Raw genomic sequence first — 6,746 nt, 5'->3', positions numbered from 1 at the left:
AGCCATCGAGCAAACCTTCAATAATCTCCCCAGCAACCTCCTCTTCTTCTTCCCAAGCCTTGTCTTCATCACCGGGAATATCACTAATCACATCACACAAATCATCGCCCTCCTTACAGCCAGGAAGTTGATCTAGATAGCCGTCACCATCCGCATCAGGATCTTTCTTATCAGGGATGCCGTCATTATCGTCATCCCCGTCGAGATCATCAATCACACCATCACCATCGGAATCGGGCTCCTGATCATCAAGAATCCCATCATTGTCATCATCTGAATCGAGGTCATCAATCACGCCATCGCCATCAGTATCGGGCTCGTTTTCATCCAAAATGCCATCGTCATCGTCATCCCGATCCTTATCATCAGGGATTCCATCATTATCATCATCCCGATCATTATTATCAGTAATACCATCATCATCCGTGTCTGGAAGCTTATTTCCAGTTTCCAGATTGGGTGACGGCATTTGAATCGGAAGCATTACAGGCCCTTCATCCTTTCCATCACCATCTTCACAATCCTTGGGAGATAAGGCACAATCCAAATTATCGCTCACCTGAATAATAAGATTGAGCGATCCTTTTTCTAGATAACCTTCATATACTGCACCCAATCCAGCGACAACATTCTCTACACCCAAGCCAGTAAATTGATAAGCACCGCCACTTCTAGCCTGGCCCTCAACAACAATGAAAGTGTTTTTCGCTAATTCTTTAGAACCCTTTACGTTGCCACCGATAATTTCATACCGTGCCTTGCCATCCTTATCCAAATCAACATCTTGGAGCGATTGAGGAATCGCAACAACTAGGCTACCACTCTTGTAATCAAAACCCTTGTCATCCTCTTTAGAAACTCGAATAGGTGGATTATTACGAGCGTCTAGGGACGTCACAATGCCACCAGGAAAAACCGATCCAGAGCTGTTGGCATCAAGTTCAATTTCTTCAGAAACCAAGGGCCGTTCAGGGCTTATGTACACCCGACCACCTTCTTTGATACTGAGATTATTAATCTTAAATTCACCCTCACCCAACGAATTGGCACGCAGGTCGAGCTGACCAGTTCCAGTCACCAATGTGGATGAGTTCTCTGGAATGCCAGAGAAATTAGCGAGCGAAAAAACGCCATCATTGATAGTGGTGGCCCCCTCATAGGTATTAGCGCCAGAGAAGATGGTTGTACCCTCACCAGTCTTTGTGAAGCCACCACCGCCGGAGATCACACCTGAAAATTCTGTCTCCGAATCAAGTATTCCCAGACCACCAGCCGTCAGCATCTGGCCTTCAGCAATAACAATGCCGCCAGCACCTTCAATTGAGCCAACCTCATCAGTTGATTCCACTCTATAAACACCACCCTTATTGACAATCACTGCCGTTTCATCACTCAATGATCCTGATTCAGACACCCTCAACGTTCCCCCATCAATCGTTGTCTCCCCTGTGTATGTATTTATCGCTGACAAACTCATTACTCCATCTCCCTTCTTCGTCAAGCCGCCAGCACCAAGAGCTGTTCCAGCAAATTCAAAATCTTGATCACTGCCACCAACAGTTAGAGAATATTCACCATCAAATTTAACTTCGCCTTCACCAGTTAGCTCAGCAACCTCAGAATCAGTGTTGAGCGTAAAGCTTGCGCCTTCCTTTATTGCAACAGTGGTTTCTTCATCTAATGATGCTTTACGAGACAAATAAAGCGTACCTTTGCTTATACGCGTTGGACCTGTATACGTATTTTTTCCAGTCAGAACAAGGAAACCTTCACCAGTTTTCGTCAATCCACCGGCCCCAGAAATAACACCATTAATTTCAGGCCTTGTCCATTTACCATCATTATTTTGTATACCTCTAGGAAGACTTTCGTCCACATAAACCAGCGTCTGGCCGCCTTCCAATTCGACATCTCCCTTGACACGTATAGCCTCACCAACAAAACCAATCTTCCCACCCTTTTCTGAAACAACATCACCCTCGAGCTCAATACCCTCTCCTCTCAGCCGCAATATTGCTCCCTCTTTAATGGTTACATCTCCTTTCGGAGTTGCACTCTTTTCTTGGACAACTAGAGCAACACCACCAGATGTTGAGACAATAGTTTCCCCCGTATAGTCAACATTTCCACTAAGCTTAATTTCTCTTATATCCTCTGGATCTTGTGGTGATCCAAGAAACGTCAGCCCACCAGGCCCAGTGAGATCACCAGTAAGGTTGATGGAAATACCTTCGCTGTTAATGGTATTTCCATCAACATCATCAACGTAAAAATCTGGGCTATATTCTCCGCCATTAAAGCCTTTAAATGATAGGGTTCCACCCATAAAAACAGGCAGCGTTGTTTCCGAACTACTCTCATTTCCGACCCCAGAAATGATGTCATCCCAGAGGCGAGGAGAATCGTCATCCTCCTCAATCACCCTCAGTTCTTGTTCCCATTGATCCTCAGTTGCACAATAATCACCCTTGCATTCGAATGTAAACCTGAAAAGAGATAGATTGTTCAAATACCAGGGATCACTTTGATTACCATTCCCTCTTGCACCCGACCAAAGCCAGGTCGAATCCGGAGTTTTATCACCCCAAGGCTTTGGATTATTAAGGTCGGATCCAGGAAGATCCCAACCACTGCCACTGTCATCAAAAACGATCTGATTCCAACCGTCTGGAATATCAGGATATTCATTCCACTTCACCTTATATGCTTCCTTTAAAGCCGCTTCATCCTGTTTCGCGAAATCCTCTGTGTAGTCAAGCCCCGTACATGTATTTGTTCTGTTAGCCTCTTCATTGCCGTTGTTGGTTTTGCAGGCTGTCGGATTTATATCTGCATTATAAACTTTCCAACCTTCAACATTGGATGTACCAAAAACAGTTCCATCTGCCATTTCAAACTCGCCATTAATGCCAGCAACTTGCCCGCCATCCCAGCCGGCAATCGCCAAAACATTAATCCCCGATTTTAATTCAACGTCACTCCCAGCAGTATCAATTTCAAAGCCTTGCCGCCAATCCCAAGTTTCGCCAATACGCTCACCATTCAAATAGATATGCGACGCATTATCCGCGGTAAAATGAATTTTTGCTACCGGCTCATCTGCCGAAGCGATTCCTCCTGCCAAAGAAAGACCGAGTAGCGAGAAAGCAACCGAAGCCTTAAACCGCAGAGAAGACATAGCAATACTGCTGATGCAGTGGCGTTTCCAACTTTTATTTCTAGATCGGAATTGCAACTTGGATGAGACAAAAAGAGCAGGTCTCACGAGACTCGGATAAGGCTGACTCGCCTGCTGCTTTTCTCCTCAGCAGCAGCAGGTTGATTCACGCCACAACGAACGTTTCAAGCTCACCATCAAGATCAAAACAGATTATCCGGGGAGCAAACAAAGCTATGTAAGGTCAAATCCTCCGCTTCCAATCGCCAGGCATGCAAGCGATACCCGCCATCCCCTGGGGTTGATGTTGTTGATATCTGCCGATTGCGCAGATACAGCGGATCCCCCAGCAGCGGGCTGCCCAGCTGCGCCAGATGGATACGGATCTGATGCGGCCGCCCTGTGCTGATCGTCACCTGCAATCGATCGGCATCATCCGTGCGCTCCAACAGCTCCAGCTCGGAATGAGCTGAAAGGCGTTTGCGGATCGGTTCCTCCTCAAGCGGTTCCGGCCCCCAGATCCAGCCCAAAAGCGGATGCGGCCGTTCCACCACATCACTGCTCACCGTCAGCGACTGCCCCAACTCCAAAGCTGGCACCCGATGGCTCCAGGCCTGATACACCTTGCGGCAACCGCCGGCCGGCCGAAACTGCTTCGACCAGAGGGCACGGGTTTGTGGCGTGCGGGCACACACCTGCAAGCCGGAGGTGAACCGCCCCAAGCGGTGCACCGGCCGCGCCCCGGTGGGTTCGAGCAAGGCGGTGAGGGTGTGGCGCAAAAAGCCACCACCGGGCATCACCGGCAAACCCGAGGGCTTGTTGATCACCAACAGGTCACCGTCATCGTGGATCGTCTCCCACTGATCGGGGATCGCCTCCTCCAGCCATGGCGGACGCCGCCAACAGAGAGTCTCTCCGCCCTGCAGCGCTCGATCCTCTGAGAGAAGCGCTCCGTTCAAATCCAATTCACCGGCGGCGATTCTGTGCTGCCACACTGCCCCATGGGAGTGGCGGTAGCGATCCGCCAACCATTCGCTCACCAAGCTGCCGGCATCGACCCGCGGCACCTTGTCGCGGTAGGTCCAGCCGTCGTTAAGCGCGGCCGCCTTCAAGTCACCAGACGGTGCTCCAACGCATAACGCACCAGTTCTGTGCGACTGGAGGTGCCCGTCTTGTTGAAAAGCCGGCTCACATACTTCTCGACGTTGCGGATCGAGGTCTCCAGCTGACGGGCGATCTCCTTGTTCATCAAGCCTTCTGCCACCAGCTGCAGCACACTCGCCTCCCGCGGCGTGAAGCTGTGCACCACCGGCTCGGTGGAGGGCAATGCTTCCGCCTGAGCCAGCAGCGAGCGGATCTCGGTGATCTGCTTGGCCATCTGGCCCATGTCGGTATCAGCGAAGCGCGCCGCTTCCTGCAACAACCGTTGCTGACGCTGGGCGACGTTGCGCACCCGCGCCACTAGCTCATCGGGATCGAAGGGCTTGGGGATGTAGTCGTCCACCCCAGCCAGATAGCCCTGGGTGCGGTCTGCCGTCATGCCCTTTGCGGTGAGGAAGATCACTGGGGTGCCGCCGAGCCGTTCATCCGCCCGCAGCTTCTGCAACAGGCCATAGCCATCGAGCCGCGGCATCATCACGTCGCTGATCACCACATCCGGCAGCATCTGCTGGGCCTTAGCGAACCCTTCTTCCCCATCCACCGCGGTGGTCACATCGAAGCCTTCGTCTTCCAGGTAGGCCTGCACCGCCGTGCGCAGACCCGGCTCGTCATCCACCAGCAGCAGCCGTGGCGTGGGCGCCGCGGCCTCTACGGATTCAGCGGTTGGAGTGGGCGCGTCGCTCATGGCCGGAATCGCTCTGGTCGCAATGTATGGAGACCGAGCTCATCGGGCTAGTGCGGGTAACTGCTCCTGCTGTTCGGGAATCAGGGTCGAATAGCCCAAATCCAGGGCTTTTTGGCGCAACGTGGCAGGGTCGGTTCCCGCGACCTCCGGCACGCAGGCTGCCCACCACACCAGGTGATCCTCCCGGTTGACATCGGTGATCGGGCCGCCGGGATTCAGGGTGCGCACATACACCGCCAGCGGCGTGCGTTTGACCCGCACAGGTTTCGCCGTGGAGCAATTGACGCTCTCGAAATAGACGTTCAGATCTGACGCCGACTCCTCCCACAGTTGATAACTGCGGGTATCGGGATCCGAAGGCGCTGGCGTCACCCCATAGATCCCGATCGACAAAGTGCCGACGGGGGCCGGGCGTTCGATCAGCACCTTGAGATCAGCTGGCCGCGATTGCCGCATCTGCTCCAGCACCTGCTCACGATCGAAACCACTCACAGGCTGCACAAACATCAACACGCCCAAGCCCAGCAGAGCCATCGGCAATCGCAGACCCATGCCAGTGCTGTTCGCAATGCAGCACCATGATCGCAACATCTGCCTGATTCGTCCTGAGCGGCTCCGCTCTCGCCTTTGATTTCCAAGCCACCACCCCCTGTGCGGCTGAGGTGGTGGAGGCGATGGCACCCTTCTGGAGTGCGGAATGGGGCAATCCCTCCAGCCGTCAGCATCGGCTCGGCCTCAGCGCCTCAGCAGCGGTAAAGCTGGCGCGACGTCAGCTGGCGGAGGCTCTGGAGGTGACCCCGGAACGGATGGTGTTCACCAGTGGTGCGACGGAGGCCAACAATCTGGCGCTGCTGGGCCATGCCCGCGCCCTAGGCAAGGCCCATCTGATCAGCGTGGCCAGCGAACACCACGCCGTGCTCGATCCCCTCAAGCAACTGCAGCGGGAAGGGTTCAGTGTCACCCTGCTGACCCCAGACCCCGATGGACTGATCAGCCCCGAACAACTGGAGGCGGCGATCACCGCCGAGACACGGCTGGTGAGCGTGATGGCGGCCAACAACGAAATCGGTGTGCTTCAGCCGCTCGAGCAACTGGGAGCGGTTTGCCGCCGCCATGGCATCACCCTGCACAGCGATGGGGCCCAGGCCTTCGGGACAGTGCCACTCAACCCTGATGCCCTGGGTGTTGATCTGCTCAGCCTCAGTGCCCACAAGCTATATGGGCCCAAAGGCATCGGCGCCCTGGTGCTGCGGCAGGGCATCGCCATCGAACCACTGCAGTGGGGGGGCGGCCAGGAAGCGGGGCTTCGGGCCGGCACCCTGCCGACCGCCTTGATCGTGGGCTTTGCCGCCGCCGCTCGCCTTGCACTGCAGGAGCGGGATCAACGCAACAGCCGGCTGCAGCACCTGCGCGATCAGCTCTGGGAAGGCCTGCAGCAGCGCCTCCCCGGCGTATTGCTCAATGGAGCACTACAGCCGCGCCTGCCCCACAACCTCAACATCAGCCTGCCCGGGGTGAACGGCAGCCGCCTGCACCGGGCCCTGCGCCCGCAGCTGGCCTGCAGCAGTGGCTCCGCCTGCAGCAACGGCGCTCCATCCCATGTGCTGCAAGCGATCGGTCGCTCACGCGCTGAAGCCGAAGCCTCGCTGCGCCTGAGCCTGGGGCGCGACACCACAGCAGCCGAGGTGGAACAGGCCATCGCCGTGATCCACAACGCCGTCGCTGCCGCCCAGCTCTGATCCC

The 6,746-nt window shown here is 54.8% G+C and carries 5 protein-coding genes; 1 reads left to right on the top strand and 4 read right to left on the bottom strand.

The window, feature by feature from the left end:
• The 4 genes from FZZ88_RS03875 to FZZ88_RS03860 form a co-directional block, all read right to left on the bottom strand.
• On the bottom strand, positions 1 to 3,178 hold a 3,178-nt coding region (locus FZZ88_RS03875), incomplete at its 3' end, for an autotransporter-associated beta strand repeat-containing protein (RefSeq protein WP_206339024.1).
• A gap of 182 nt (positions 3,179 to 3,360) precedes the next feature.
• Positions 3,361 to 4,269, bottom strand: coding sequence for an RNA pseudouridine synthase (locus FZZ88_RS03870; RefSeq protein WP_166016426.1), 909 nt, complete (start codon positions 4,267 to 4,269; stop codon positions 3,361 to 3,363).
• A complete protein-coding gene (locus FZZ88_RS03865; RefSeq protein WP_115094903.1) occupies positions 4,266 to 5,003 on the bottom strand; it encodes a response regulator transcription factor in 738 nt (245 codons plus the stop codon). The genes FZZ88_RS03870 and FZZ88_RS03865 overlap by 4 nt, the downstream gene beginning before the upstream one ends.
• A gap of 39 nt (positions 5,004 to 5,042) precedes the next feature.
• A complete protein-coding gene (locus FZZ88_RS03860) occupies positions 5,043 to 5,555 on the bottom strand; it encodes a hypothetical protein (RefSeq protein WP_166016425.1) in 513 nt (170 codons plus the stop codon).
• 122 nt (positions 5,556 to 5,677) lie between these two features.
• On the opposite strand from FZZ88_RS03860, the gene FZZ88_RS03855 reads away from it, so the two are divergent.
• On the top strand, positions 5,678 to 6,742 hold the full coding sequence (locus FZZ88_RS03855; RefSeq protein ID WP_230332816.1) for an aminotransferase class V-fold PLP-dependent enzyme: 1,065 nt from the start codon (positions 5,678 to 5,680) through the stop codon (positions 6,740 to 6,742).
• The last annotated feature ends 4 nt before the right edge of the window (positions 6,743 to 6,746 follow it).

Origin of the sequence: Synechococcus sp. PH41509 (assembly GCF_020514285.1) — a bacterium.
GTDB lineage: Bacteria > Cyanobacteriota > Cyanobacteriia > PCC-6307 > Cyanobiaceae > Parasynechococcus.
The sequence above is the reverse complement of the archived record's forward strand: the minus strand, read 5'-3'. Positions and strand labels throughout refer to the sequence as shown.

Bases quoted from the DNA above. Each gene is read 5' to 3' on its own strand.
- FZZ88_RS03855 (WP_230332816.1), top strand. From the start codon at position 5,678: ATGGCACCCTTCTGGAGTGCGGAATGGGGCAATCCCTCCAGCCGTCAG.
- FZZ88_RS03865 (WP_115094903.1), bottom strand. From the start codon at position 5,003: ATGAGCGACGCGCCCACTCCAACCGCTGAATCCGTAGAGGCCGCGGCG.
- FZZ88_RS03860 (WP_166016425.1), bottom strand. From the start codon at position 5,555: ATGGGTCTGCGATTGCCGATGGCTCTGCTGGGCTTGGGCGTGTTGATG.